Annotated in this window: 36 protein-coding genes and 1 tRNA gene; 16 read left to right on the top strand and 21 right to left on the bottom strand. The window is 60.6% G+C overall.

The genetic code is table 11. From position 1 onward, the window contains the following. Positions 1-104: 104 nt before the first annotated feature. The 4 genes from NO364_RS13055 to NO364_RS13040 all read left to right on the top strand — a co-directional run bounded on the left by NO364_RS13055 (position 105) and on the right by NO364_RS13040 (position 2,139). Positions 105-563 carry a hypothetical protein gene (locus NO364_RS13055; protein ID WP_257627743.1) on the top strand — a complete coding sequence of 153 codons (459 nt, stop codon included), beginning with the start codon at positions 105-107 and terminating at the stop codon, positions 561-563. Further along, positions 556-939: a hypothetical protein gene (locus tag NO364_RS13050; RefSeq protein ID WP_257627742.1), complete on the top strand. Its 384-nt coding sequence runs from the start codon at positions 556-558 to the stop codon at positions 937-939. Before NO364_RS13055 ends, NO364_RS13050 begins: the two co-directional genes overlap by 8 nt. Then, positions 939-1,556, top strand: a complete 618-nt coding sequence (locus tag NO364_RS13045) for a hypothetical protein (RefSeq protein ID WP_257627741.1) — start codon at positions 939-941, stop codon at positions 1,554-1,556. The genes NO364_RS13050 and NO364_RS13045 overlap by 1 nt, the downstream gene beginning before the upstream one ends. A gap of 103 nt (positions 1,557-1,659) precedes the next feature. Beyond that, positions 1,660-2,139, top strand: coding sequence for a PD-(D/E)XK family putative nuclease (locus NO364_RS13040; protein WP_257627740.1), 480 nt, complete (start codon positions 1,660-1,662; stop codon positions 2,137-2,139). 18 nt (positions 2,140-2,157) lie between these two features. Here NO364_RS13040 and NO364_RS13035 read toward each other — a convergent pair whose 3' ends face one another. Beyond that, a complete protein-coding gene (locus NO364_RS13035; protein ID WP_257627739.1) occupies positions 2,158-2,313 on the bottom strand; it encodes a hypothetical protein in 156 nt (51 codons plus the stop codon). A gap of 124 nt (positions 2,314-2,437) precedes the next feature. Here NO364_RS13035 and NO364_RS13030 point away from each other — a divergent pair, with 124 nt between their 5' ends. From NO364_RS13030 to NO364_RS18215, 5 genes are all read left to right on the top strand, one after another. Then, positions 2,438-2,749 carry a hypothetical protein gene (locus tag NO364_RS13030; RefSeq protein WP_257627738.1) on the top strand — a complete coding sequence of 104 codons (312 nt, stop codon included), beginning with the start codon at positions 2,438-2,440 and terminating at the stop codon, positions 2,747-2,749. A gap of 454 nt (positions 2,750-3,203) precedes the next feature. After that, a complete protein-coding gene (locus tag NO364_RS13025) occupies positions 3,204-3,785 on the top strand; it encodes a tyrosine-type recombinase/integrase (protein ID WP_257627737.1) in 582 nt (193 codons plus the stop codon). Positions 3,786-3,825: 40 nt separating this feature from the next. Continuing rightward, the gene (locus NO364_RS13020) at positions 3,826-4,029 is read left to right on the top strand and encodes a DUF7557 family protein (protein ID WP_257627736.1); all 204 of its coding nucleotides are present in this window, start codon (positions 3,826-3,828) and stop codon (positions 4,027-4,029) included. Further along, entirely contained in the window at positions 4,026-4,415 is a 390-nt protein-coding gene (locus tag NO364_RS13015; RefSeq protein ID WP_257627735.1) for a PIN domain-containing protein, read from the top strand. Before NO364_RS13020 ends, NO364_RS13015 begins: the two co-directional genes overlap by 4 nt. After that, a complete protein-coding gene (locus tag NO364_RS18215; protein WP_343218003.1) occupies positions 4,382-4,615 on the top strand; it encodes a tyrosine-type recombinase/integrase in 234 nt (77 codons plus the stop codon). Before NO364_RS13015 ends, NO364_RS18215 begins: the two co-directional genes overlap by 34 nt. 794 nt (positions 4,616-5,409) lie before the next feature. Here the strand turns inward: NO364_RS18215 and NO364_RS13010 are convergent. Genes NO364_RS13010 through NO364_RS13000 form a run of 3 tightly spaced genes read right to left on the bottom strand, consistent with a single transcriptional unit; the run spans position 5,410 to position 6,473 of the window. Further along, complete coding sequence (locus NO364_RS13010; RefSeq protein ID WP_257627734.1) at positions 5,410-5,769, bottom strand: hypothetical protein; 360 nt, start codon at positions 5,767-5,769, stop codon at positions 5,410-5,412. A 56-nt stretch (positions 5,770-5,825) separates the two neighbouring features. Beyond that, positions 5,826-6,164: a hypothetical protein gene (locus NO364_RS13005; RefSeq protein ID WP_257627733.1), complete on the bottom strand. Its 339-nt coding sequence runs from the start codon at positions 6,162-6,164 to the stop codon at positions 5,826-5,828. Then, positions 6,165-6,473, bottom strand: a complete 309-nt coding sequence (locus NO364_RS13000) for a winged helix-turn-helix domain-containing protein (RefSeq protein ID WP_257627732.1) — start codon at positions 6,471-6,473, stop codon at positions 6,165-6,167. It abuts the gene before it with no gap. Positions 6,474-7,028: 555 nt separating this feature from the next. Here NO364_RS13000 and NO364_RS12995 point away from each other — a divergent pair. From NO364_RS12995 to NO364_RS12985, 3 genes are read left to right on the top strand one after another with little or no spacing between them, the layout of a single operon-like run. After that, positions 7,029-7,298 carry a hypothetical protein gene (locus NO364_RS12995; protein ID WP_257627731.1) on the top strand — a complete coding sequence of 90 codons (270 nt, stop codon included), beginning with the start codon at positions 7,029-7,031 and terminating at the stop codon, positions 7,296-7,298. Next, a complete protein-coding gene (locus tag NO364_RS12990; RefSeq protein ID WP_257627730.1) occupies positions 7,295-7,882 on the top strand; it encodes a J domain-containing protein in 588 nt (195 codons plus the stop codon). Before NO364_RS12995 ends, NO364_RS12990 begins: the two co-directional genes overlap by 4 nt. After that, entirely contained in the window at positions 7,875-8,885 is a 1,011-nt protein-coding gene (locus tag NO364_RS12985; RefSeq protein WP_257627729.1) for a tyrosine-type recombinase/integrase, read from the top strand. Before NO364_RS12990 ends, NO364_RS12985 begins: the two co-directional genes overlap by 8 nt. A gap of 104 nt (positions 8,886-8,989) precedes the next feature. On the opposite strand, the gene NO364_RS12980 is transcribed toward NO364_RS12985, so the two are convergent. Genes NO364_RS12980 through NO364_RS12965 form a run of 4 tightly spaced genes read right to left on the bottom strand, consistent with a single transcriptional unit; the run spans position 8,990 to position 10,531 of the window. Further along, a complete protein-coding gene (locus tag NO364_RS12980; protein WP_257627728.1) occupies positions 8,990-10,039 on the bottom strand; it encodes a site-specific integrase in 1,050 nt (349 codons plus the stop codon). Further along, a complete protein-coding gene (locus NO364_RS12975) occupies positions 10,036-10,221 on the bottom strand; it encodes a hypothetical protein (RefSeq protein WP_257627727.1) in 186 nt (61 codons plus the stop codon). The genes NO364_RS12980 and NO364_RS12975 overlap by 4 nt, the downstream gene beginning before the upstream one ends. Next, complete coding sequence (locus NO364_RS12970) at positions 10,218-10,346, bottom strand: hypothetical protein (RefSeq protein ID WP_257627726.1); 129 nt, start codon at positions 10,344-10,346, stop codon at positions 10,218-10,220. Before NO364_RS12970 ends, NO364_RS12975 begins: the two co-directional genes overlap by 4 nt. Then, positions 10,343-10,531, bottom strand: coding sequence for a hypothetical protein (locus tag NO364_RS12965; protein WP_257627725.1), 189 nt, complete (start codon positions 10,529-10,531; stop codon positions 10,343-10,345). The genes NO364_RS12970 and NO364_RS12965 overlap by 4 nt, the downstream gene beginning before the upstream one ends. 235 nt (positions 10,532-10,766) lie before the next feature. Between NO364_RS12965 and NO364_RS12960 the strand changes: the two genes are divergently transcribed. Together NO364_RS12960 and NO364_RS12955 are read left to right on the top strand one after the other, a co-directional pair. Further along, positions 10,767-11,057 (top strand): helix-turn-helix domain-containing protein, encoded by a 291-nt coding sequence (locus tag NO364_RS12960; RefSeq protein WP_257627724.1) that lies wholly within the window; start codon positions 10,767-10,769, stop codon positions 11,055-11,057. Between the two features lie 291 nt (positions 11,058-11,348). Then, on the top strand, positions 11,349-11,831 hold the full coding sequence (locus NO364_RS12955) for a Med9 domain-containing protein (protein ID WP_257627723.1): 483 nt from the start codon (positions 11,349-11,351) through the stop codon (positions 11,829-11,831). A gap of 15 nt (positions 11,832-11,846) precedes the next feature. Here the strand turns inward: NO364_RS12955 and NO364_RS12950 are convergent, their stop codons facing one another. From NO364_RS12950 to NO364_RS12895, 12 genes are all read right to left on the bottom strand, one after another. Then, complete coding sequence (locus tag NO364_RS12950) at positions 11,847-12,530, bottom strand: hypothetical protein (protein ID WP_257627722.1); 684 nt, start codon at positions 12,528-12,530, stop codon at positions 11,847-11,849. Positions 12,531-12,663: 133 nt separating this feature from the next. Continuing rightward, complete coding sequence (locus NO364_RS12945; protein ID WP_257627721.1) at positions 12,664-13,626, bottom strand: hypothetical protein; 963 nt, start codon at positions 13,624-13,626, stop codon at positions 12,664-12,666. Beyond that, positions 13,626-13,751 carry a hypothetical protein gene (locus NO364_RS12940; protein WP_257627720.1) on the bottom strand — a complete coding sequence of 42 codons (126 nt, stop codon included), beginning with the start codon at positions 13,749-13,751 and terminating at the stop codon, positions 13,626-13,628. Before NO364_RS12940 ends, NO364_RS12945 begins: the two co-directional genes overlap by 1 nt. Then, positions 13,744-14,589 (bottom strand): DUF8125 domain-containing protein, encoded by an 846-nt coding sequence (locus tag NO364_RS12935; protein WP_257627719.1) that lies wholly within the window; start codon positions 14,587-14,589, stop codon positions 13,744-13,746. Before NO364_RS12935 ends, NO364_RS12940 begins: the two co-directional genes overlap by 8 nt. Before the next feature lie 88 nt (positions 14,590-14,677). Beyond that, on the bottom strand, positions 14,678-15,226 hold the full coding sequence (locus NO364_RS12930) for a DUF8063 family protein (protein WP_257627718.1): 549 nt from the start codon (positions 15,224-15,226) through the stop codon (positions 14,678-14,680). Between the two features lie 53 nt (positions 15,227-15,279). Further along, positions 15,280-15,426 carry a hypothetical protein gene (locus tag NO364_RS12925; RefSeq protein WP_257627717.1) on the bottom strand — a complete coding sequence of 49 codons (147 nt, stop codon included), beginning with the start codon at positions 15,424-15,426 and terminating at the stop codon, positions 15,280-15,282. Continuing rightward, the gene (locus tag NO364_RS12920; RefSeq protein ID WP_257627716.1) at positions 15,423-16,787 is read right to left on the bottom strand and encodes an Env/VP5 family phage fusion protein; all 1,365 of its coding nucleotides are present in this window, start codon (positions 16,785-16,787) and stop codon (positions 15,423-15,425) included. The genes NO364_RS12925 and NO364_RS12920 overlap by 4 nt, the downstream gene beginning before the upstream one ends. A gap of 118 nt (positions 16,788-16,905) precedes the next feature. Next, positions 16,906-17,310, bottom strand: coding sequence for a DUF8023 family protein (locus tag NO364_RS12915; RefSeq protein ID WP_257627715.1), 405 nt, complete (start codon positions 17,308-17,310; stop codon positions 16,906-16,908). After that, the gene (locus NO364_RS12910) at positions 17,310-17,648 is read right to left on the bottom strand and encodes a hypothetical protein (RefSeq protein WP_257627714.1); all 339 of its coding nucleotides are present in this window, start codon (positions 17,646-17,648) and stop codon (positions 17,310-17,312) included. The genes NO364_RS12915 and NO364_RS12910 overlap by 1 nt, the downstream gene beginning before the upstream one ends. A 97-nt stretch (positions 17,649-17,745) precedes the next feature. After that, positions 17,746-19,635 carry a hypothetical protein gene (locus NO364_RS12905; RefSeq protein ID WP_257627713.1) on the bottom strand — a complete coding sequence of 630 codons (1,890 nt, stop codon included), beginning with the start codon at positions 19,633-19,635 and terminating at the stop codon, positions 17,746-17,748. Next, on the bottom strand, positions 19,635-19,901 hold the full coding sequence (locus NO364_RS12900; RefSeq protein ID WP_257627712.1) for an HNH endonuclease signature motif containing protein: 267 nt from the start codon (positions 19,899-19,901) through the stop codon (positions 19,635-19,637). Before NO364_RS12900 ends, NO364_RS12905 begins: the two co-directional genes overlap by 1 nt. An 865-nt stretch (positions 19,902-20,766) precedes the next feature. Beyond that, positions 20,767-20,840, bottom strand: a tRNA-Tyr gene (locus NO364_RS12895). Between the two features lie 96 nt (positions 20,841-20,936). Between NO364_RS12895 and NO364_RS12890 the strand changes: the two genes are divergently transcribed. Then, on the top strand, positions 20,937-21,707 hold the full coding sequence (locus NO364_RS12890) for a hypothetical protein (RefSeq protein WP_257627711.1): 771 nt from the start codon (positions 20,937-20,939) through the stop codon (positions 21,705-21,707). A 37-nt stretch (positions 21,708-21,744) separates the two neighbouring features. Here NO364_RS12890 and NO364_RS12885 read toward each other — a convergent pair whose 3' ends face one another. Next, positions 21,745-22,707: an AIR synthase family protein gene (locus NO364_RS12885; protein ID WP_257627710.1), complete on the bottom strand. Its 963-nt coding sequence runs from the start codon at positions 22,705-22,707 to the stop codon at positions 21,745-21,747. A 101-nt stretch (positions 22,708-22,808) separates the two neighbouring features. On the opposite strand from NO364_RS12885, the gene NO364_RS12880 reads away from it, so the two are divergent. After that, positions 22,809-23,867: a pyridoxal-phosphate-dependent aminotransferase family protein gene (locus NO364_RS12880; protein WP_257627709.1), complete on the top strand. Its 1,059-nt coding sequence runs from the start codon at positions 22,809-22,811 to the stop codon at positions 23,865-23,867. The last annotated feature ends 13 nt before the right edge of the window (positions 23,868-23,880 follow it).

The following is a 23,880-nucleotide window of genomic DNA, read 5'->3' as shown; positions in this document are numbered from 1 at the left end:
CTTGCGATGATTCTGTCGTATCGTGTTGACAAACGGTTGGTACCGTGTGAGTGGGCCGTAGCGGTCGCCTTGATGGCGATTTACACCTTCGAGGTGATGCCGTAATGGAACCGTGCCCACGGTGCGGGTTACCGTTCGATAGTGTCCACGCCGCCGGCCAACACGCGTGGAAACAACAGGACGAGGCCCACGAGGACGTCGAATCGCTCGACGAGGGGCTTCTCCTCGTCACCGAGAACGGTGATCCGGACGGTAAACCCGCAGACGGCGTCGAGGACGAATCACCGTCGCCGAACGGTTCCGAGACGGTAATCGAGGACGGTGCCGACACGGTGACCGACGACGGCCCCGAGACGGTGGCCGACGGTGGCAACCCCGCGCTCGACGCGCCCGATCCCGACCCCGACGCCGTCGTCACGGACGGTGGTGACCCGTCCGACGACGAACCGGAGTGTCCGGAGTGCGGTGGAAACCGCTACTTCGACGCGAGCGATCACACGGAGTACCAGTACGGATGTCCGGACTGTTCGGACGACGAATCGTGGGTGGTGTTCGATGCCTGACGACGAAGTACCGACGCCCGGATCGACGCTCGGTGACGACGTCGAGGCGGCCGCGTCGCCGGTCGAGAGTCACGCCGCGGCCGAAGGCGCGGAGCCGAGCGACGACGTCGGGAGCACGTCGACGCTCCGGGATATGCTACTGTCGACCGACCCGTCCCCGTCGCTTCACGACGTCGAAAACCCGTGGGACCCCGAACGCGGCGGCGAGACGCGACTCTACCGCGGGCTCATGAAGATGACCGGCGTCGACGGGATGCCGGCGATCGTCGACGTCGTCATCGGCGCCGCCGAGATCGTCGTCGACCTCGACCTCGACACCGACGACGAGCAGGACGGCGACGACGCCGCGCCCTTCGACGCCGCGGAGGTGGCGTGATGCAGGCGTACCACACGCTCGTCGCGGGCGATTCGGGCGGTGGGAAGACCACGTACCTCCGCGAAGCCCACGCCACCTATCCCGGGTTGTCTATCTGGATCGACCACCACGGCGTCGACGGGATCGGCGGTCGGTCGCTCGACGACGCCGAGACGGTCCGGAGCGAACGGGAAGCGCGTCAGTCGGACGCGACGCGGCTCCGGTGGCGATGCGACGACCCGCTCGACGCCGCTCGCGGCGCCCGTGCGGTCGCCCACGACTACCACGAGTCGACGGGGTTCCCGACGCAGGTGATCGCCGACGAGGCTCAGGACGGGATGCTCGCCGACGGTGACGTCGAGGCGGACAACCCGATCAAGCGGATGCTCCACGAGGATCGGGACAAGGCCCTGAAGGTGCAGGTGGCGACGCAGGATCCACAGGACCTCGAATACACGCCCCTGAAGCAGTGCAAATACTGGGTGTGGGTCGGTGAGTGGTCGACGTTCCACCGCGGATTCATCAACTACTTCGACCTGCCGCAGTCGGAACTCCCGACCGAGCCGTACCAGGTGGTCGTGTTCGACAAGCGGATGAACGTGCTGCACCGGACCGAGACGAAGGAGGTGTACGCGTGAGCGACTACTGTCCGGTCTGTCGGATCCGATACCTCGCCGCCGGCGACGAGGCGGAGTGTCCCGTGTGTGGTGACCCACCGAAGCGCGGGGGTGCGACGCCGGCATGATCCGCGACGTCACCGAGGAGGTGAGTTACCGACGGTTCCAGAAACTCCAAGAACGGGCGCGGACCGCGGGCGAACTCGAGGAGCGGATCGTCGCCGAGGCGTTCGACCTGCTCGACGTGAGCGGCGACGACGCCGAAGACGCCGACTTACGCAACCCTCGAACTCAGGCGAGGTACGAGGTGAAATCGGCGAACGCGACGGTCGGCTCGGGCAACGGCGAAACGGAGGACGGTCGGTTCCGGCTGTGGGAGGATCAACACCGGAGCATCGTCGGCTACGACGCCCAGCCGGACCTCGCGGGCTGGTACGTGTTCGTGCGTTGTGACCGACAGGGGACGCCCCAGGTGATGCGTCGCGTCGAGCCCTCGACGGTGACGAAACTCGTCGACGGCCGGTGGAACGACGCGAGCCACGAGGGACGCGACGCGCGACAGTACAAGCTTCCCATCGGCGAGGTGTTCGACGAGCGACTCTGAAATTAGAGCTGATCCCAATCAGCGAGACAGTAGTAGGACGATTATGAAGACAAAGGCTGTTGCCAACAAGAATATGAACTGAGCTACATCGGGAAAAAGCCGTGCAGCCTCTCGTAGAACAACAAGTACGACGATGCCGATGAGAACAATTCCTCCAATCTCCTCAGCATCCATCGCTATCTATCTAATCTTGTCCCGCGATCAAAAGTACTTGCGAGGGAGAGAGCTAGGAAACGTGTATCCGAGAATCGGATCCCACAGGCTAATAACTAAATTGTTAGCGGATATGACTCCAGTAATGGAAATTGAACTTGAAATTACCCTTTCCAGGGGAGAACACACGATGGAGTTCTCAGATGTTGTGGATGAGGGTGAGCCCACAGTACTCGTTGGTGAGGGTGATTCAGACTGGAAAATGGAGATTACTCCAGAAGAGGTGACTCAGGCCGCGGATATCGACGCCGGTGACAAGTGTCCTGTTTGTGGCGATTTGACTGATGAGATCGTACCCGCGACGAGAATCGGAGAGACGATTGATGTGGATCGTGTCTGCGTCGCAGATTCCGAAATTGAGGGTAGTGACTGCAGCGTATACTTCCATCAGAAATAGCGAGAGATCCATGACGATAGCAACGGATGAGCGTGACCGAGAAGACCAGAAAACAAAATCTATTGGAGGTGTATCATCTGAATCGTTCCCCGCGTCGATATTCATACCACAACTGAAGTAAGGCGATAAATACAGTCGTTGCGAGAAACAAAATCACAACCTGAACAGCTCCTGCAAGACCTATGATTTGTTCCTCAGATATGATTTGATACGCTACTCCCCCGGCCATACCCCCAACTAGTACCTCACCTGCTCGCGTCCCAGTGTGAAGGATATCAACCATATTGCTTAATTGAGTTGTTGATGCAATAGGAATTTCTACGATTCTGTCTCCGTCCGAGAATCATCTCAGAGTCGGACATGGTCGACCAGAATCGGCTTCAATCACCCCGCAAATCCCATCGAAAAGACTAGATTCCCCGCCGTTCTTGACCGATATACGAGGAACCCGGACATGAATCTCCGAGAACACGACCAACGCGACGACATGAAGGTGTGGTTGAGTCAGGACGAAGTGACGGCCCTGCTCGACGCCGCCGACGGGACGCAACAGCAGATCGCGTTCGCCCTCGGGGCGCGGTGCGGGCTCCGGAGCCACGAAGTCCTTGACGTCGCTCCCGAACACGTCGTCGACACCGACGCGGGCACCATGCTCCGCGTTCACCACGGCAAGGGCGACAAGTACCGCGAGACGCCCGTCCCCCGCGATCTCGCGACGACGATCCGGACAGTCGACGACGTGCGTGATGCGCCGTCGAACGCGTCGCTCGTCGACATCACGAGTACGCGGTCGCTTCGGCGGTGGGTCACCGACGCAGCTGGGCGCGTCGAGGACGACGATACGGGATGGTCGTATCTGACATTCCACGATCTGCGTCGGACGTGGGCGACGGCGCTGGCCAGTGCCGATGTCGATCCGTTGCTGGTCTGTGACTGGGGTGGGTGGAACGATTTGGAGACGTTCTTGGATCACTATCGGGGGACGTTTTCGCCGGAGGCGCAGGAGCGGGAACGCGGGAAGGTCGACTGGCTGTAGCTGACAAAACTACTTACCGCTGAATTCACAATGAATTCGTATGAGCCGAACGTCGATCCCCGTCGATTCGTCGACGAAAGACCTGCTTGACGGCCTGAAGCGTGACGACGAGACGTGGGACGAGTTCTTGACGCGCATCGCGGCCGACGAGGAGCCGATCAAGGCCGGTGCGTGGTCGACTGACGAGGCGGAACGGGCGAAAGAGCGTGTCCGCAAGTCCCGCGAGAATTGGGACGACCGATGACCTTTCTTGACACGTCGGCGATCATCGACTACCTCGGTGGTGTCGACGCCGTCATCGACTATCTGGACGGCCGGGAACCTTTCTTCACCTCGACGCTCTGTGTCTACGAAGTCATCGACGGCAAACTCGGCTCGGGATCGACCGATGTACGCAACGTACGTCAGCAATTCGGCGGCGTGCAGGCGCTCGATCTAACCGAGGAGATCGCGCTCGAAGCGGCGCGGCTTCAGGATCAGACGATGAGCGACGGCGTTCGACTCTCGACGCCGGACGCCCTGATCGCCGCGACCGCCCGCTCGACCGGCGACGAACTCGTCGTGGCTGATAGGGATTTCGAGACGGATGTGCTCGAATCCTATCTTACCGTGACGAATCTGCGGAAGTAATCGACGACGGGTGGACCTACTTCGGTCCGCACGATCTCCGGCGGACGTGGGGCACGCTGCTCGTCGAGCGCGAAGTCGAGCCTGGACTGGTGATGGAGTGGGGCGGCTGGGAAGACTGGGAGACGTTTCGGGAGCACTATCTCGGCGCGTACAGCCTCGACGCGCAGGGGCGAGGGCGGGAGAAAGTTGGGTGGCTCTGACTACTCCTTCCCCTCAACTACAACCTCCTTCTGACACTCACACGCTGGCTTCCGCGTCGGCTGAGCATAACTACCAACGCGACTATGATCGCTGAATCTATGTTCAAGGTGATTTCGATCATTATTCCATCCTTTGATTCGGGGGGAGACAACAAAAGCGTCCCAACAGGCGACAGAGGTCCTGTGATTGGATATTTTGGACAGAACAGAAATTTCTTTATTACCCTGATTACCACGCAAAACTGTCGGTGTTGAGTCCGTTCAGATCAGATCCGTCTGCGCTCTCAGTAAAGAAGAATTTTTCACGGAGTCTCGTCTACCAGTAACTGCTTCCAGTACTGGCGGGCCCGATGGGTTACTCGGGCCTCCGTACCTACGACCCGATAGTGATGCGTAGATCCTTGGCCTGACGGACGAGGATCACGAGCGCGACCATCGTTGCCGGGTCTGCCGAGACGCTAAGCTCAAGCACCGTCTATCACCTCCGTTTGGTTGTGACTGATCGGTTCGAGGGCGATCCTCACTCACTCGCGTGAGTGCGGAAGAACGGATTCCGCAGTCTTCCAGTACTGGCGGGCCGTTCTTCACTCCCTGTGTTGTGTATGGGCGTTAAAAATACCCGCTGTTCGTTGCGGGCGAGCGCGTGCGTGATCCCGCCGTTATGATTTTGGTCTCACGTTAGTCAGAACAATAGCTGTCGCCCCCAGTAGATGTCAGGGCGTACAGTCTGGATGCGCAGCAACGGGGGCGGGAGAAAGTTGGGTGGCTCTGATAAAAATCGATACAGGGACATTCTACACGGGTAACCTGAATTGTCCTTCCTGCAATGCACGGCCAAAACTATCGTATTCCTGGGGATTCACTCTCGTCGAAACGACTTCTATTGGTTCACGCTCTCCGGTGGAGTCATTATACTCCAGACTGAACGTAATTTCTAATTCTGTTACTCCACTCTGACCAGCAAGATACATTATTTCGGAAAGTGCGACAGCATGTCCGATTTCCTCATTCTTTGGAACCCACTCAGAAGGGAGACTATTGATGTCAGACTCTCCTATCTGAGCCGATAAAGGAACCACTCGTTCATTTGCACCAACAACACCTGTATCTTCATTAAATGCCATCTGTGCGTTGACAAAGATGCTGTTTGACAATGCCGATTTGATCAAATAGTATCCTCCAGAGTCTTTGTTTACGTCTTCAAATTCAATTACTGGACGCAGTTCCTGAGCGGTGCTTTTTCCGAAATTTGAGAGATATAGATAGAGAAATCTGTGTGGACGAAGAACTCCCGTGCTTCTTCTAATTTAATGCCGTGATGCTCTAAGAACGGGACAGCATCGGAACCTCTGAGAAAAGAGTATTTTTCAACACGGAGTACAGCTTTCTGTTCAGATTCCCTGAGCTTCCGTTGCTCATCAAGGATATCTTTCTGCTGCCGGTAGAGAAGGACCAGGAAAAAGGAGAGAACTAACGATCCAAGTGAGCCAATAATCCCTGACCAAGTGCGCAACCACTCAAAGAGAGATTCAACAGGGAACTGGAACATCTATCCAAATCCCGCCCACCAACCCGGCCGTACCTTATCCGGCGGCCGAACCGCCGGCAACGGCCGCCGCAACTCAGCGTCGACGTCGCCGTCAAGATACAACTCGCCCCAACTGGTAATCTCGTACTTGTCGTCGAGGCCGACGTCGCGGAAGTAGACGTCGACGAACCCGGCGTTCGCCAGGACACGACACCGCCGTTCGATCCGACGGCGGTCACTTTCGACACCCTGCTCGTAGGCAATCTCCCAAGCTGTCGCCGTCGACATCGACGATAGATACTCAAGGATGCGGTCGTCGGCGTGGGTCATCCAGAGGCCGGTCTTTCTCATGGAGGGCTTCTACGCCTGCGCTTCGCCCTGCTCTCCGTTCGATCCGTTCAACTCCTCGGCGTCGAGGTCGCCGTCGAGGTACTGCATTCCCTTGTCCGTGATCATATAGACGCCATTCCCGAGCGGTCGGAGTAGGTCGTGATCCGCGAGTACCGTACACCGGCGAGAGACGTGTGGTTGTGACACTCGGATCAGCTTGTGGTCGGCAATTTCACCGACCGAACCGCCGTCGTTCTCCGAAATGAACTCTAGGATCCGGTCATCCCAGATCGACATCCAGTCCGCGGAAGCCCTCATTACGATCATCGAATGTATCCACTATTCTAATTGCACCTAATTATGCTCTGAATAATTAACTATGCTTTCTTGGATATACCATACATTTACGTATAGAGAATGCCTTGGGTGATTTGCGGAACCGCACGAGACTCTGTTGGCACTTCGAGGTTGGTCGGTGACGCGGGCGGTGCTGCGACACCCCCCGCGTTACGGTTCCGCGGTTAAGCCATGCTAACCGCAAACCATACGGGACGAATGTCCCGCGCGACCGACGAGGGACCGAGCGGAGAAAGATTTGACGACGGCGACTGCGTGGTCTGTGGTGACCCAGCGGACGGGATCGACGCCGCACGCGACGGAAACCCACCCGTCTGCCGGCGGTGCGCGAAGATTCGCCTCGACGGTGACCCCCAACTCGTGATGGGCCGGCGCTCCCGCGTCGAGGAGTGCAGCTGCGGCGCGACCGTTATCGGCTACCTCGACGGTGATCCCTGTCCGGACTGCGGTGAGGTGATCTACTCGTGAGCCGGATCGACTGGCCCGCGGGCTTCGAGCGGACGACCGAGCGCCGCCGGACGAGTGGATCGAAGTTTCAGGCGTCGCTCGCGGACACGACGAAGTCGATCGCCGCCGAGATGGACCGGATGGGCGTCGACTCTTGGCGCGCGTCGACCGGGAGCGGCGGTGCGTACACGAAGTCGAACGGCCTGCCGAAGCACAACGCGAACCCCGACGACCCCGGTTTCGTCCTCCGGTGGTCGAAGGACGGGGAACAGTTCGCCGTCGCCTGCGACAAGTACCGGCGGCTTCGGGACAACTGCCGGGCGGTGTACCTGTGGGTCCACGAGACGCGGATGCGCGGGAACCGCCCGGTGAAGACCGGGCAAGACGAGTTTGCCGCGGCGCGGCTTCCCTCCGGCGAGGAGGACACCGTCGTCGCCGGCGTGTCGCCTCACGACGTCCTCGACGTCGCCCCGGACGCCCCCGACCACGTCGTCGAGAACGCGTACCGTGAGCGCGTGCAGGAGACGCACCCGGACAAGCCCGGCGGCGACCAGGAGGCGTTCCGGCGCGTGCAAGAGGCACGGGAGGCGTTGCTCGATGAGTGACGACCTCGAACCCCTCGCGCCCGAGAAGGGTGTCGAGATGTACCTCGATCACCGCCGCGGGAGCCTGCACCAGCGGACGATACAGGCCCACGGCTACCGTCTCAAGCAGTTCACCGAGTGGCTGGACGCCGATGGTATCACGAACCTCAACGACCTCACCGGGCGCACCATCGAACGCTACTTCGCCGATCGGCGCCGGGACGGCGTCGCGGAGACGACCATCCGCGGGAACTCCTACACCTACCGCGCGTTCCTGCGGTACTGCGAGGCCATCGAGGCGGTGCCGAAGGACCTCCACGAGAAGGTGATGATTCCCGAACTCGACAAGCACCAACTCGCCCGGGACCACGACCTGCGCCCGGAGCGCGTCGAGGACCTGCTCGAACACTACCGTCAGTTCGCGTACGCGAGCCGCGAACACGTTATCCTCGAACTGCTCTTCCACATCGGGTGTCGCGTCGGTGCGCTCCACGGCGTCGACGTCGCCGACTACCATCCCGACGAGCGGTATCTGACCTTCGTTCACCGCGAGCCGGAGACGCCGCTCAAGAACGACGTCCACGGCGAGCGTCCGGTCGCCCTCTCGGAGCGCGTCGTCGATGTCGTCGAGGACTACCGGCGCGTGAACCGCCCCGACGTGTCCGACGAGCAGGGACGTCGCCCGCTCGTCGCCACGACTCGGGGGCGGATGAGTATCTCGGCGATGCGGGATACGGTGTATCGGATGACCCGACCGTGCGAGTACGGCGAGTGCCCGCACGACCGCGACCCGGACGCCTGCGAGGCGATGAAGACCGGCCGCGCGTCGCGGTGTCCGTCGAGTCGCGCACCTCACGACGTCCGTGCGGCGGCGATCATGCGGATGCGCGGGCTCGACATCCCGGCTGAGGTGGTCTCGGCGCGGGTCAACGCTACGCAGGAAGTGATCGAGGACTACTACGACGAACGGACGCCCCGTGAACGGATGGAACAGCGCCGCGAGAAACTGGGTGATCTGGAATGAAATCGACTGACGGCCCGCGAGGGGCCCGGCTTTATTTCGTATCCGCCCTCCCCGAACGTGTCGACAGAAGGCGACGGGGTCAAAACTCAGCGGCTTGAACCAAGTCATGAATCAGGCAGGTGGTCACGGCGCTGTTCGGACTTCTTACGGGCGCTCCGACGGTCGTAGTGCTTATCGAGGATATCCTCGCTCGCATCCATCCGGTCGGAGACCACCCGGCGATTCACATCAGCCAGCGCGTAGTAAGTCGCCCGTCCCGAACGAACATCGTGGGGTGACCGAGCCGACGGACAGGTTGAGCGACTTCTACGGTGGTTCGCCGCCTCGCAGTCCTCGATATCCCGGTCGTGGGGGCACCCCTCACCGTACCAGCAGGGACGAGTGACCTTGTAGAGAAGATCCCGAAGATTAGAACGCGAGTTTCGACCGTTCTTCGTGGTGATTAGTGGCTTTCGTCCGTGTTCGTCGGTGGCGCTGACGCGCCGGTTCTCCACGTAGTCCCGGATCACGTCGGCGACGTACTCGCTCACCGCATTCCACCGCTCGCCGCGCTTCTTGTTTTTGAGTGGAGTACCCGTATCAGGCCGGTGGACGAACTGGATGCCGGGGCCGTCCGACTGTGGACGGTCACCGTCGAGATCGAGATCGCGGAGATCGAGGCCGCGAAGGGCGCTCACTCGACACCCGGTGTGCCAAAGAATGAGAAAGGCGGTGTGCATCCTCGATGCGTAGTGATAGCGGCCGAGATAATCGAGAATCGCCTCGGCGCGATTCGGTTCGAGAGTCGATTCAGACACCTCCCCGTCGCCGTTGACTGTCGGCAGCTGCACCGTGTCGGGAAGTTCGTCGGGAACAGCGTCGATATCGGAACAGAACCAAAGGAAGGCTCGGAGGGTAGCAAGATCACCGTGCAGGGTGACCGGCGCGATCTCCTCGCCGGAGTATCCACCGTCACGACGCCAGACGCGATAGGCGTACAGATCACGTCCGGAGAGTTCGTTCAGGTTCTCGACTTCCTCCTCTTCGCACCACTTGATGAACGCTCGAAGGCGGTACTTCTGTCCCTCGATAGTCTTCTCGGTGGCGTCGTCCTGCCGGGCGTCGAGGTAGAGATCGACGGCCTCGCGGGGTGCGAGGGGTTCGAGGTCGCTCACTCCGAACCACCCGTGGGCATGACCGTCGTTATCTCTCCGATGATACACTCCCGGTCAGCTTCGCAGTAGTCACACCACGCGGTCACCAGATCGCCGCGCTCTTCGTGAAGAAACCGATGATGGTGAGTCGTTCCTCCGCACTCCGTACAGGTGTGCGGATAGTGTTCGTCGACGACCGTCATTCAGAACCCTCCTCCGTTTCCTCTTCCTCCTGGACGTCGTCAGTACCGAATCGATCCCATGACGCGCGGCCGAGGAACCCGAGCAGGAAACAGAGCGAGCCCCACACTTCGTAGGGAATCGTCATCGACGACCACCCCGGTCACCGACCGCGAGGTGATCGAGCAGGCACTCGACACAGCGATGGCCGTCGCCCGTCCGGACGACGAGCAGGTCGCCGCATTCGAAACAGCGATCATCGGAGGGTGTTTCAGTATTCGGTTCGTCCAGTCGTGCGCGGGCTTTCTCGCCCGCGTTGGTTTCGCTTTGCATTGGTTCTGCCCTGCGAAACCTGCCGAAGCGGTGTTCCAGCACCGCTTCATTTGCTGACGACACCGACGAGCCATGAGTGTCGTCGAGGCAGGCCTGCAAATTGTATGTACTACGGACAGTTGATATAGATTACGGCTATACTAACGAAGTAGCTACTCTTACTCCGAATAATTTGTGCGGTGTTAAAAAGTACACAGAGTACGATAACCAACCAATGCGGCTTAGTGGAGACTGGATGACGGGCGCTGATGATAGGATTCTGGAATATCTCTCCGAAGAAAATCCAGCCGCTCCGTCAAAGATACACGACGACGGAAGAATCCGATTCAGTAGGCCCTATATCAACCAGCGGTGTCAGAAACTCGCTGAGAAGGGTTTTCTCCTGAACCTCGGGAATGGGGTGTATCAGATCACGGAACGTGGGGAGGCGTATCTTGAAGGTGAGTTTGACGCTCAGTCGATGACCGAAGTCGACGACGAGCAGGATAACAGCCAGGGGGGACCGAGCGCGGCTGAGGGGGTGTAGTCCGTGCGCAAGTGGGGGAACTGGATGGCCCAGTTAGACGACCGAATCTTAGAATATCTCGACGAGGAAGGGATGGCAACACCGACCGTGATGGCTCACACCTTCCGATTCACAGCGAGTTCGTCAAGGATTCGGTCGAGGTGTTGGACGTTGGTCGAACGAGAGATGGTCGTTCCGGTTTACGCGGATATGTTCGAGATCACGAGGTGGGGACAAGCGTACCTACGTGGAGATCTTGATGCAGATCACTTACCACGATATTCTATCGGATAGTCAAGATTCCTGCTAAGCATGACTGATTACCTGATATACGTTCCTCCTGTATTGTCCGCTATACTGGGAGCAATTGCGATTCGTACAGTTGGAATCATATCAACGAAAAGATCAGCATTCTCGTCGATCTATTCTGAAATCAAAGAGAATCAATCTAAAATTGAGGGAACGATAGAAGTCATCGATCAGGGAGAATGGGATGGCGACTCTCATGTTATTGTAAAGACATCCGCTGTCGAGGCTGCTCGATATAGATCTCCGAATATTTGTCATGATGTAATTACGACTGTTGACGGTTTTGAAACATACTTGATAAATATGGAGCGTTTACAGCTTTATCAAAAAGCTACGAAAGACCCGACAGAACCCTACGAAATGGACGAGGAAACAATGCGTGAATGGGCAGAAAGTCTACGATCGGAAGTAGATACGATACGATTTCGAGCAAAAATGTATAAACACAAAGATCTGCTAACTAGACTCATTTTACTGGGGGTATGATTTGGTTTAGCTGGATTAGCTTTGAATTTTCGATAAGTGCCACTTTCGAATACCGAAACTCAAAGCGTAGTGGAACGGAACAATACAAATAATCATAGGAATAACGATATATCCTGATTCCCCGTCCAACTTTGGAAAAGAAGGCAAGAAACTGGAAAAAACTAGTAACAGGGTCACACACCACAAATTAGCCTTACTGGGAGCCTCTTTGATTTTTTCCCGCGCGTTCTTTGGAACGTTATTGAGATCACGAAATTCATCCCAAGGAAACCAGTTAATATATGCAGAATATATGATCCCAACAACGACAAAAGAAGAAAGAACAACAACTTCACCGAAAAATTCTGAAACGATGCTAAAAATACCAACTGTAACAGCTATAAGCCCAACTAATATTCCACTGGTGAGGGTTCGAAAGACAATGCCGATCTCCTCATAATTGGCCAATTGATACATCAACTTATAAACTAACACTAAGACAGACAACATAAACATGAATAAAGCACCAGCAACACCCCAGTCTACGTAATTTGCTTGAATCTCGGAACTTAGATTGAATAAATAGACGGATAGTGCCGCGAAAACGCTCAAAATAGTGAATATTTTATAGTTGTCGGATAACAGTCTCTCGAAGTCGTCCGTATGAAGTGATGGATTGCGGAGATTAGTTTCGGATTCTCCAGTATCAGACTTGCTCATAATATGAAATGAAATCCAGAATGGATATGATTTTGGGAGAGTAGACTGACACCGGCGAGAGTGGAACACAGGTCTATCCGTACTCTTCCAGCGTGGAGTCAGTAGAACGTGGTTTCGGTGGGTCGGTGATCGATTAGTCGGGGGGACCACCGGTTCGTAGTCGGTCAAGGAGTTCGGACCAGTCAAGATCACGAGCGAACAGTTCGGCTTCGAGATTCCACGCCCACGGCGCTGCGTCGTCGGGGTCGGGCTCTTCGAGCGCGGGTTCGAGTTCCTCGACAGTCCCACCGAATAACCGATCAGTCGGCATATCGGCGTCAGCGGGCCAGTTTCCGTAGAAGTCGACGCTCTTCTTTTCGGTCTTGAAGAACGCCAGCGTGAGCAGACGCTTCACCTCGGGGTGCAGGTCTTTGCCGGTGTGGCCGACCGTAGCGAACACGTCGACGCCGATCTTGGCGAATCGTTTCGCCAGCGGGGTGAACTGAACGGCCACCTCGCGGCTGTGGGTCCGCGCGTCGAAGTGCGTCGAGCCTTCGTCGATGAAGACGAACTTCGGTCGGTCCCGGTGTTCGAGGCAGGTCACGGCGAGATCGTGGGCGCTGGTCACGAGTTCGTCCGTACCGGGCCAGGTGCGCGAGTTCGAGATCACCAGGAGATCGTCGACGGTCGCCCGTCGAAGTTCAGTCAGTAGGGCAACGAGGTTGGTTTTTCCCGTGTTCGGGTTTCCGGCACCGCCGATGAAGGCCGTCGCGTCGTTGTTGTCCATCGCCGCGTTCAGTTGGAGCGGGAGGCGCAGCGACGATCCGTCGAGTTCTGTCTCCGTTACACCAACGAGATAGGAGAGTGCCGTCGCGTCGCCCTCGGTGACTGCGCGGGACGCCGCACCGGAGGCTATGGTCGCCTCGGAGGCCTCGGCGAGCCGGGAAGCGGACCAGTCGTCGCCAAGCGCCGTTTTGAGAAACGACAGGTGTTTGCTCGTTCCGTCGTCGACGGGGAGTCCGGCGTGATCGAGGAGGCGGCGGTCCCCGTCGAGATCGCCCGCGACCTGTTCGTACAGTTTGGCGGCGGTGAACAGGTCTTCATCGAGATCGGGCATCAGTACCCACGCCTCCGTTGTGCGTACCGAACGAAGTGATAGAGCACCAGGAGGAACGCGCCGGTCGTGACGAACCAGCCGGCGACGACCTGCTCGGCGAAAGTCATGGCGACGACCTCAGTCATCGGCGGACGCCTTCGGGTCATTCTGGAAGCCTTCGAGATCGTCGAGGCCGAGGTTCAGCTCCTCTTCGTCGGGGTTCTCTTCCTTGATCTGACGGATGCGGTCTTCGAGCCCGTACTGGGAGATGGACGTCTCGATCTCGTCGGAGAGGGAATCGCCTTCGTCGGGAAGGGTCCAGTCCTCGAAGTTCGAGACGACCCGACGGACGACGTTACGGGTGGCACGGCGGACGATACCGAACGCTTGGACCTCGATGGCGAAGCCTCGCTTTGCGTCCTCTTCGAGCGATTCACGGCACTCGTGGACGACGGAGAGCGCCCGCAGTAGGTCGCGGTCCGAGAACGTCCCGCGCCACGTTCCTTTGAGGGTCTGTTCCTGTAGATCAACCTCACGGGCACAGGCGAGATTCGGGGAGAGCCAGTCGAGTTTTCCCTCGGTGACCTCCAACTCTCGGAACTGTTGGGACGGCCATCGGTAGATCGCCCCCTCTTGGTACCGGGCGTCGAGATCGACGACGTAGATCCAGTTAGGGTCCCACAGCCAGTCTTTGGCCTTGCCGCCGACCCATCGGCCGGCCGTCGGTGCGACAACGGCGAACGCGATTCCGGCGACGTGAAGCGGTCGCGGGATCGTGACATCCAACATTTCGGCGAGCAGGATACCGGCGCCAGCGACTCCGGCGAGTAGAATCGGGGAGACGATGACGAACCACGCGAACACGCGGAACAGCGTGGAGTCGCGGGGGACACGCGTTCCGGAATCGTCGACGGTCTCGCGACGGTCGAGATCTCGGTCGGTTTCGTACTCGTCGAGAGGCACGTCCTGGTCATGATCGTTCATCGGCCGAGCCACCTCCAGACGAGGACACCCGAAATGTGCGCGAGGAACATCGAGCAGAAGATCAGGAGGAACAGTTTGAACTCGAAGGTCATGCGAGGCGTTCCCCCTCTTGATCGGCGCCGAGCTTGGCACGAGCGACCGTGTAGAGTACGGCGAAGCCGACACCGGAGGCTCCACCGATAGCACCGTCTCGAACGTCCGAGCCGTCGAACGGTCCGGAGAGCAGGGACGAGTCACGGCCAGCTTCGAGGTAGTGGACCTCACCCGTTTCGGCGGATCGTGAGGTGAAGATCCAGACGCGGGCTCGGCCGCCGGACTGTGGCACGTCGATCCGAACTTCGGTTTCAGCGTCGGGCTGGACGTTTCGCTCGCGATAGTTGACGGTGCCGGCGGATGCTCCGGAGCCGGATGATTCGGGCACCGCGGTCAGAGAGACCGACTGGTAGGTGTCGGAGTGGAACGTGATGATGAACGTCCCTCCTCGATACGACCACTCGGTGATGCGTAGGGTTTCGTCGATCACGAGTTCGGCGGACGCGTTGCTCGGCGCGTCCGTCGGGGTGGGCGTGACCGTGGGCGTCGACGTGTTCGTTTCTTGGGCGAGCGCGGGTGCAGTCGGAGCGATGCAACTTATCATAATTGTGATTAGTATAACGCGTTTCATGGGCGGGAATGGAGGTGGTCAGGTGGCTATACTGGGAACCAGTTGGGAGCGAAGCCCGACAGGAGATCGAGCGCGGTCCCGTAGACCGGCACGCCGGAGGCCTGGAGTGCGACGGCGAGCAACACGACCAAGCCGAGTTTGACGGCGTAGCGTGCCAGTAGGAGTTGGATCATCGACGACCTCGGCGTCCACCTCCGTTGCCGCCGTTTTGCTGACCGTACACGAGCGCGGCGCCGGCCGCCACAGCGAGCAAGATGAGCATCGCATTCTGACTCATTCCACCGGAGCCACCACCGGCTCCGCCAGATGTGTCGCGACTTTCGAGTTCTGACCGGAGTGTCGACAGTTGCTCAGTAACGCTGGCGAGTTCGCTGGCGTTGGCCGTTTTGTAGTTGTATCGGGTGGTGTTCACAGACGAGATCGGCGAACCATCCCGGGCACGCATCGACTTAATTCGGAAGGTATGGCCTTCCGCTATGTCGACCTTCTTGCCGGTCGTGGTGGCGATGAACACCGGGCCATCGAAATTCGACGTATTGTACGTCGTATTCGTCGACCAGGAGCCACCAGGGACCGTGCGAGCCATGACTATGCCGGTGTAGGTCTGGTTCTGGTAGACGACATCCATGGTACCCGACCCGTTGAGGGATGGGGATTCGTAGCCAGCAAGTGCCAGGGCACCAACCGAGTCGTACAGAGACTCGTTCGCGCCCCCACTCCGAGTTCCGTACTCGAACATGGCCGTCTGCGTCGAGATCACATCGGATGCGTTGATGTTCCCCGATTCGTACTCGGAGTACGTCGAGTTGATGTAGGCGTCCGACTCAGACACGAGGCTGTCCCGCTTGTTCTGAATTTCTTGGAATCGTTGGTGGAACCGCAGAACATCGAAGCGGACCTGTGAGTCGTAGCTGTCAGTCGGCTTTTTGACGAATATGTCCTGGGGGGTGCCAGGGAAGTTGCTGTTGTCGAACTTCGCAGACGACGTTGTTCCGATTTTGATGGACTCCGCCGTGACGGTCGAGCCGTTGACCAGGGTGACGGTATGGTTGACTACATCAGGTTCGATTTGGTCGGCGTTGCCGCCGTCAAAGTCGAACATGAGGAAGTGGGCCGAGACGTTTTCCTGGTTTCGGACCTCAGCCGCGTGGCGGACGTTGAACACCATCGCATTCCAGCGAGCGACGATGTTCCGTTGTTTGACAGCGTAATATTCGTCGATGGCCTTCTGTGCTTCATACTTCGCCTGGGACTCCGAGGAGCCGTTTTGGTAGGCCTCAGCAACGGCGACCTGCATCTTGCTCCAAGCGACAGTTTCGGAGTCGTTGACGTAGTTGCTCATGGAAGCGTCGAAGGCCTCAACGCCCTCGCTTTCTGCCTTGATTTGCGAGTAGATGTCTACGCGGGCCTGCTGTGTATCAGACCATTGCTCGTCTTCGAGTGCGTTTTCGACGGACGTATGGGTTGAGCAGGGATGGTCCTCGTTCTCGTTCACGTTCTGGAACGTGAACAGATCGTAGATGAACGCATCCATGGTACTGCACTGGGAAGTTTGAGCAACAGCAGGTTGGGACAGCGGACCAGCGACGCCAGCCGTGATGAGTAGGCAGGCGATCAGCGCCGAAACAATACGGGATCGGTTCATGGGAGAATCACCTCACCGCGACGGTCCACGAGACGATCGTGATGAGGAAGGCGATCTGGTAGCCCAGGGGGTCACCGATGCCGAGGATGAAGTCGGTCACCTCGGTGGTGAGGTAGTCCAGAACGATCACGAGGGGACCGAGGGCGATGACGCCCTGTTCCCACGTCTCGTAGTATTCGAAGGACTTGGTTTCGCTTGATGCGAGAGCGATGATGAAGGTGCCCATCGACGCGATCACGGAGTGTTCGGCGGTCAGCGTGTAGTTCGAGAGCCACACGAGTTCGACGGTAGCGATGCCGCCGAACTGGTAGAGGCTCGCGAGCGCGAACACGACCGACAGCATGGCCGGGATCGTCCGGATGTTCGCGTAGTTGCTGACGATTTTCGACGGAGAGGAGTGGTTCAGCGCCATCAGGCGAACCTCACTTCGGTCGGGTTGTAGACGACTTCCTCGCCGGTGTCGTCATCGGTGAACGATTCCTCTTCGTCGAGCTTGTGAAGGCCCATCGTCGAGCCGACGACGAGGGCGTCGATGAGATCGTTCCGTTGACCCCAGTTGAGGGAGTAGGGACGACCCTCAATCTCGACGACACCAGCGTCGTTTTCGCCACCGGCGCCGGGATTGAAGGCGGTGATTTCACCGGCGAACTTCTCGCCAGTTTCGAGGTTGATCCAGTCGGAACCGGATTCTCGTGGAGTCGATTCTACCGGGTCGAGATCGTCGAACGACGGTGATTCGTTCGTTGCCATACTACATATGTATCATATACTAGACTAGGTTTAAGCGAACAATCCACCCGGGTGAAAGTGAAACGGATAAACGAACACAGGTTCATCACGGATGATTTCAACGGCGTTCCTTTGGCGGAATATCAACCAGTAGGACTTCATCGACGATCTCCAGGTCCGGGAGGCGCCAGCAGTCGAGGCATTCGACAAGGTGGCCGGCCATGATATCCGGTTCATACGTTGCGAAGTTGCACTTTCCACAACGCCACTTCGTGCGATCAGCGTCCGGTCTGCCCAGTTTCGTTTCTCGGAGGATTTTCTCCCACGGCTTCGTGACACGAACCATCTCAGGTCCGCCGCCGTCGCAGGCGACTGTGTGCTTTTCGCCGTTCACTTCGACACTCGATAAGCTCCACGAGGGTTCAGGTGGGTTCGAAATACCGACCACTTCGTCCGGGTCAACGCCCCGGCGCTCTTCCTCGAGTATATCCTGAACGAGATCAGGCGGTTCACCGAGTCGACCGGCAAGGCGGGGTGCAGTAATCGAGGGTTCCTGTTCAATCACCCGCTGGATTTGCGAGCGGAGACGAGTACGCTTCAACGATTCACCGACTGTCGCAGCAGATTCGGCCGACGGCCATAGCTCGGCCAGCTTCTCCTCGCGGGATTGAAACTCGTCATCGTCGCTTTCGGCCTCGGCGCGGCCGCCGCGCCCGGGAAGGCCGTTATCCGAGGAAGATTCTGTTTCGAGTCGAGCACGCGTTAGCGTTTCTTGAGGGATATCGTGGGATGATCCGCATTCGGCACACTCGACATCGTGATGGGCACCATCAGGGGCACGAACCACCTCTTCACCGTGATCTTGCTCCTGTTCTGTCTTCGGATCCTCGGCACGCTGGCGACACCGGTCAGCCTTCGCCGCCTGTTTGGCGGCGACCGACCGCGAGATCGTGCGCGTGTTCGTCGCGTGTTTGATCGCCGCCCATGCCTGGTATTCGGTACTCCGTTCGAGCAGATCCGTCGGCTGAATCGAGCAGTACGAAGCGACATACGCCGCGATATCCTCCACGTCGTCGGGGTCGAAACACTCGACAGTTCCGACTGCGTCGGGGGTTGCGTCCCAGTCGGGAACGTCGAGATCATGGGCGCTGGGGCCAGCCGGTTCGCAGGCGTCGACGTGTTTTTCGACGACTTTCCGGAGGGACCCCGGCGTGATCGAGCCGTCGACGACCAGCACGATGTGTTCGTGACCGTAGCAGGTGTTGGTGCCGTGTGAGCCCCGCTTTCCGGTGTGGGGTTCCTGTCGACGGTCGTATTGCCAGTCCGTACCGAGTTCGAAACCGAGAGACCGCATCACGTTTCGGAGTGTGTGGTACACGTCCGACCAGGAGTCGGCGAGTTCGGCATCGTGATCCGTCGGCGGGAGTCGGTCGCCATCCGGGGTACTGGAAGCCGACCGGGTGATGAGGCAGATCGTCGGATTCGCGTACGACGGGTCTGTTTCCCCACCACTCGGCCGGATACCTCCGGTTAGTTCCCGGAGCCAGCCTTTCATTTGAGCGAAATAGCGTTTCTGATAGCCCTCTGTCCAGCGGTTCTCGGACGGTCGAGACCACTCTGTGCCGTCATCGTGTTCGAAGTTGAGGGTGGTATTCCGCATTCGTTCGTGCGATTCGAGCAGATCATCGACGGCTGCGCTCCACGTCAGCGGTCTGATTTCCTGTATTTCGGTCACTTGTTGTGAGTCTTCCATCGGAGTGACCGATTCTGTCGTCCGGTCGACGTACTCGATTTCGACGAGAGAGCGACGCAACCGGCGGCCATGTCTCTCCGTGAGCGAGAGCCTGGATCGGTCGGGATACGCCCGGTCGAACTCTGCGGCCCGTTCGGAGGGGGTTGGTAACTCGTGAGACGATTCTGGCGAGTTACCACCGTCAGAGGGGGTTACAGAGTTAGTCCCGTTGGTGAGCCGAGAGCCGCCCCGCTGGTGTGAAGCGTCCTGACTCATCAGATCGAAGGGAGGGGTTCGTCCTGCAGGTGGTGGCGACCGTGGCAAACCGGCTCGACAGCGATGAGATTATCCGGTGTGTTGAGCCACGGGATCGGTATCTCGTGATGGACGTGCCAGTCCGGAGGGAGCGCGTCGAGGCCGTGTTCGGCGACGAAGGTCAGACGGTGGATGTAGGCCGTCGCGTCGTCGTCACCGGAGCGACAACGAACGTACTCATAGCCCTCACCGGTATGGTGGAGCCGGAGTGGTTCGCGGTCAGTCACTCCGATCACCGTCCGATGATTCGACTGAATCCCTCCGCGCGACGGTACGGCTTACCGGGCTGCCTGCCGGCGTAGCGGGCGGGCTGCCGGGCCGAGTCCGTTGCGACGCGCTCCGGTCATGTTCACCGCGATTCTCTCGTGACCGCACCCCCTCGGGCGCCGGGTCCTCGGACTGGGTCGGGAAGAACGGATTCCCCGATTCCTCCGTCTCACAAGAGGAGGATTCCGCGCCGGCTTCCGGGTCGACCCCCCATTGAGGGGGGATCGCTTCCGGTTCGGCGCTCGATGTACGGTCGAGATCGGGGAGTTCGTAACAGGATCGACACTCGCGTTCCTCCGTCCACGGTTTCTCGGTTAGACTGATTGCGTGGCCCTTGCAGACGACGCAAACGTACGCGACAGATTCGGGCCAGGTCACAGGTAATCACCTCGAACCTGCGAGATCGGCGGATAGTTCGAGGGATCACCATCGGTTCGACAGACGGGGCAGAGATCAGTCCTTGACGGATCACGCTCGACGATCCGTACCGAGCAGTCGTCACAGAGGTATTCGACACGCTGTGAATTCGGCGCCGCGAGAGACTCCGACCCGTTCGAGTCGGTGGGGCCGGTGGCTGGGTGGCCCACTTTGGTTCTCGTCGCTGGATCGTACAGCTCGCTGGCGCGGACGAAGTACGGGCCGCGCGTCACCACGACCACCACCGTTCAACTGTTAGAATCGGGAGACAGCGACGGGGTGCGTCTTGATACTCGCCACACTCAAGAAATGGCCGAACCAGGGTGAAATTGAAATCGGCGGATATGGGTCGCTGAAAAGGCTGAAAACAGGCGTCTCTATTCTGCCGTAATTCGGCGAGAGAAGGTATCCGCCCTCCCCGATTTGAACGGGGGGCAAGCCGATCTACAGTCGGCTGCTCTACCAGTCTGAGCTAAGGGCGGGCACGTACATCTACTCCCCAGACTGGACTTAAGGATTCTCATTTATCGGACGGCCGGACCCGAACCCTTTCGTCGGTCGGTCGTCACCCACGCGGCATGGACGAGGAGCGACAGGCCACCTTCGGGCCGGACGGCGAACTGGAGACGGAGGCGCCGGAGGCGACGGGGACGAACGACTTCGGCGAGGAGACGGGTGCCGACGAGACGGACGGCGGGTTCAACCGCTACGCCGTCGTCAGCCTGCTCCAGAAGGCGATCCGCCGGGGCGACGAGGAGGTGGCGGCGTGGTGTGCCTGGGAACTCGCCCGCTCGGGGTTCGGGTGGAATCTCTGGGACCGCCTGCAGACGTTCGTCGTCGAGGACCTCGCGGCGGACACGCGAGCGCCGTCGCTCGTCGCCCGGTACGAGGAGCTGGCCGAGCGGTGGGACATGGACTCCCGACGGGGACAGATGGCGGCGGTTCAGGCAGCTCTCGCCGTCGCCCGCGCCCGGAGCGCCCGCGAGGGGGCGAACGCGGTCAACGCCTTCCACGCGGTCGCGAAGCGGCGCGCCGAGGCTCGGGAACGCGGCGAGGAGCCGACACACACCTTCCCGGTCACCGCCGCCGACCTGTCGGCCGACGGCGAGTACGACGTCGCGCTCGACGGTCACACCGGCGAGGGTGCCCGCCTGAACCGTGGCTCTCCCTTCTTCCGGATCCACGGCGCCCGCGTCGGGCCCGAGGGCGAGACGGACGTGAGCGCCCGGTGGAAGCGGCTCTTCCTCGCGCTCGACGAGTACGACTACACCGACGAACGGGTCGCCCACGCGCTCTCGGCGGTCGATCCGGCGGATCGGTGGTCCGAACCGTCGTTCGACGACGGATGAGCGCGGGGCCGAGCGGCGACACCGGACGGCGGCCCCCTCACTCGTCCCAGAGCGCGTACATGTCGTCCCGGATCGGCTCGGTGTAGCGCTCCCCGCCGATATCCACCGCGGGGTCGCCCGCTTCGACCCGGCCGACGTCGACGGCGTCGATCCCCTCGTCGTGGAGCGCCGCGAGCGCCGCCGACGCGTCGTCGGGGTCGACGGTCGCCAGCAACGCCCCGGAGCCGAGGACCCGGAGCGGGTCGACCCCGACGGCCGCGCAGGCCGCCCGGGTCTCCTCGCGGACGTGGACCGCGTCGCGGTCGACGGCGAGGGTGACCCCGCCGGCGAGTGCCATCTCGATCAGGCCCTGGAGGACGCCCCCTTCGGTGGGGTCGTGCATGGCGGTCGCGGTTGGCGCGAGGACGGCCGCCTCGGGCATCACGCTGAGGTCGTCGAACGCGGCCGTCGCGCGGTCCAGCGCGTCCGCGGACAGGTCCAGCCGGTCGCGGAAGTCGGTCGCGAGGACGCCAGTCGCCTCGATGCCCGCGCCCTTCGTGAGGAGGATCCGATCCCCGGGTGCCGCCCCGCCCGTGGTGACGAAGCGGTCGGCCATCCCGAGACAGGTGAGCGAACAGAGCGGCCGCTCTAGGCCGGCGACGACCTCGGTGTGGCCGCCGGCGATGGTCAGCCCGAGGCGGTCGGCCTCGGCGTCGAGTTGCCCGGTGATCGTCTCCAGGCGGTCGACGTCCGCGTCGGGGAGGAGGACGGTGCTCAGGAGGTACTCGGGGCGGCCGCCGGCGGCCGCGACGTCGTTCGAGGCGACGGCGACGGCCAACTGTCCGATTCGTTCGGCCGCGAGCGAGATGGGGTCGGTGCTGGCGATCAGCGTCCCGCCGTCGATCCGGATGGCCGCGGCGTCCTCGCCGAACGCCGGCCCCGCGAGCAGGTTCGGGTTCGACGCCCCCGTCCGCGAGAGGATCAGATCCGACAGGACCGACGGATCGAGTTTGCCGGTCATCGGCGTTCGGTAGGCCCGCCTCTGTCATGTGCCTTCCCGTCTCGCGACAGCCCACCGCGTCGGACCGCACCCTACAAGCCGCCCCGTCGACTACGGGGCGTATGCTCATGACGCCCGGCCCGACGGCGCTTCCGCCGTCGGTCAGGGAGGCGGCCGGCGAGGAACTGCTCAACCCCGACGTCGATCCGGCCTTCGCCGACCGGTACGACGCGCTGAAACGGAAACTCGGACGGGTCTACGGGACCGACGACGAGGTGGTCGTCCTCGGCGGCGAGGGCATCCTCGGCCTGGAGGCGGCCGTCGCCTCGACCGTCGCCCCCGGCGACCGCGTCTGCTGTCTCTCGAACGGCCCCTACGGCGACGGTTTCGCGGACTTCGTCGAGCGCTACGGCGGCGAGGCCGTCCTCGTCGACGCCGACTACGACGATCCCCTCCCGATCGACGCCCTAGAGCGGACCCTCGACGACGGGGACTTCGACCTCGCGACGATGGTCCACTGCGAGACGCCGACGGGGACGCTCAACGACCTGACCCCCGCCCTCGACCTGTTCGACACCCACGACGTTCCCACCGTCGTCGACGCCGTCTCGTCGCTCGGCGGGGCGCCCGTCCCGACCGACCGCATCGACGTCGCCATCGGCGCGTCACAGAAGTGTTTCAGCGCGCCGCCCGGACTCGCGGTCTGCACCGTCAGCGACGCGGCGTGGGAGCGGATCGAGGCCCGCGACCCCGACCCGCTCTACACCAACCTGCTCCCGTGGCACGGGGCCGAACAGCCGTACCCCTACACCCATCTGTCGACCCTGGTCGTCGCGCTGGAGGCGGCGCTCGACCTGTTGCTCGACGAGGGTCTCGATGCCGTCTACGACCGCCACCGCGAGGCCGCGCGGCTCTGCCGGGAGCGCGGACGCGAACTCGGGCTGGAGCCGTTCCCCGATCCCGAGCGGAGTTCGCCGACTGTCACCGCCTTCGCGGTGCCGGGGCGGGCGACGGCGCTGCAGGAACGCCTGCGCACGGACCACGACGTGACGCTCTCGACCGGGTTCGGCGACCTCGCGGACGACGTGCTCCGCGTCGGTCACATGGGGTACAACGCCGACGTCGAGAAGGTCGAGCGGACGATGGACGCGCTGGCGGCCGCCCTCGATCGGGTCGACTGACCCGGCCGCTTCG

The sequence above is a fragment of the Haloplanus salinarum genome, from assembly GCF_024498175.1.
GTDB lineage: Archaea > Halobacteriota > Halobacteria > Halobacteriales > Haloferacaceae > Haloplanus > Haloplanus salinarum.
This window is presented reverse-complemented; position numbering and strand designations above follow the sequence as displayed.